Annotated in this window: 1 protein-coding gene and 1 pseudogene; one reads left to right on the top strand and one right to left on the bottom strand. The window is 59.5% G+C overall.

Annotated features, from left to right (window positions below):
* The first annotated feature begins 378 nt into the window (after positions 1-378).
* Positions 379-1,200, top strand: a complete 822-nt coding sequence (locus ACGFYQ_RS42205) for a hypothetical protein (RefSeq protein ID WP_393752679.1) — start codon at positions 379-381, stop codon at positions 1,198-1,200.
* A 65-nt stretch (positions 1,201-1,265) separates the two neighbouring features.
* On the opposite strand, the pseudogene ACGFYQ_RS42200 reads toward ACGFYQ_RS42205, so the two are convergent.
* A pseudogene (locus ACGFYQ_RS42200) lies at positions 1,266-1,664 on the bottom strand (transposase); the annotation flags it as partial.
* Positions 1,665-1,759 lie beyond the last annotated feature (95 nt).

Here is a 1,759-nt window from a genome sequence, read left to right as displayed (position 1 = left end):
AGCTACCTCGCCGGCCTCCACCTCCGCGCCGCAATGATCTGGATCGACGACCTGCTGAAGACCGCCGAATGATCACGACATCACACAGGCCCTAGTCGGTAGTAGCTCCGGGGCCGAGGGCAGCGCGAGGAGCACGAGCAGCTGCTGCGGCTGGTCAATACAGCATGCTGATGTTGCCGTCGGGACGCGAGACGAAACATTTCTTCGCCTTGTCAGCATCTCGTCTCATCTACCACCGCCGGATCCGCAAAATGAGGTAAATCATTGCGCGTCGCCTTGCAATGCACATGATTTGGGTCAAGATATATCTGGTGCAGGCGCCGATGTCCTATCCCTATGGGCACTTCATGCTCGTCCAACCTATGATTGGATACCGAAATGGCTCATCAGAAGGCTAGTGAAGGCGGCGGAATCGTCTGGTGTCACGACAGCGGTACTGCCTGTATTACTTTTACGGACGAGTCGAAGGCTATGTCTCTTTTCGCTAGGGTCGATCAGAGTTCTCCCGTGTATGACGCGGCTCTCGATGAGCTGTCCCTCGATCTGAGCGGTCTAGTGGAGGAAACTCAGGCTGGAGAGCGAGGCGAGCAGGGCAAGGGTAGCGAACTGAAGATTGGATTCCTCGCGACGGGGTCAGGGTTCTTGCTCGTGCGGAAGAGAGTTGTAGGGAAAACGGAACGCCTCGAAGACCTGGTAGACATCCAAAGCCTCACCGACCTGGAGTCGATGACGAGCGATCAACTCGCCGCATATCTCCGCATTAATCTGGGAGTGACCGAGGAAAATGCTGCTGGGCAGTGGCGAAGGCATTACGTGTCAGAGGCCGGGCGTGAGGGGGGTCATGCGAGCGGCGTTATCCATTGTCGCGGTGCGGGGAAGAGTTGCTTCGTTACGCTTTCGGCAACGCAGGGTCAGGCGGTGGTCGGAAACTATTTTCCTACGGTAGGCCAGGATTCTCCCGTCTATGACCCTTCTCTTCATGAGCTCACTGTCAAGCTGAATTCCCGTCTCAATGAGGCGCAGGAGCAGAAAACGCACAGGGATCCAAGAGCGCAAATCGGCCTGGTTATCACCGGGCGTGGACTCCTTCCGGCGTGGAAAGTCGTGGACGATGGCGACTACGGAGATGACGCCGATTTTGTTGAGCTGGATGCGATGACTGACGCACAACGTGATCAATTTCTTCGGGTGCAGTCCTAAGGGTTGTCCCGTAAATGATCTCCGGATCGCCCTGGGCAGGGCTGGCCGCCGTGCAGCCTGCTCTCCTATCCGGCGAGGGCGAGGTTGTGCATCCGGGCGATGCCGAGCATGGCGTGGTGGACGCCATCGCCTTTGAGGCGACAGTCTCGGAGGATCTTCCAGGTCTTCATGCGGGCGAAGACATGCTCGACGCGGGCGCGGACCTGCTTGTGGGACTTGTTGTGTTCCTCTTTCCACGCAGGGAGCTCGGTCTGGCCGCGCTCCCTGCGGTGAGGGATAACGAGTCCGGTGCCCGGGTAGCCGCCGTCGGCGATCGTGAGTGTCCGGCCGACGGCGGCCTTGGCGCCGGACTCCTCCCACGCCTTGCAGTCGTTGCGGTTGCCAGCGAGCGGCCGGCCGACCACGACGACCAAGCGGGTGTCGTCATCGATGACGACCTGGTGGTTGGTGGAGTACCGGTAGTTCTAGGGCCTGTGTGATGTCGTGATCAGTTCCGGGATTCTGTCCTCTTCGCGGGGTGGAACCCGGTAGGACTGTGGTCGTGACACGCAGGCAACTC

Origin of the sequence: Streptomyces sp. NPDC048258 (assembly GCF_043201995.1) — a bacterium.
Classification (GTDB): Bacteria; Actinomycetota; Actinomycetes; order Streptomycetales; family Streptomycetaceae; genus Streptomyces.
Note: the sequence above shows the minus strand (reverse complement) of the source record. Positions and strands in the feature narration are given on the sequence as shown.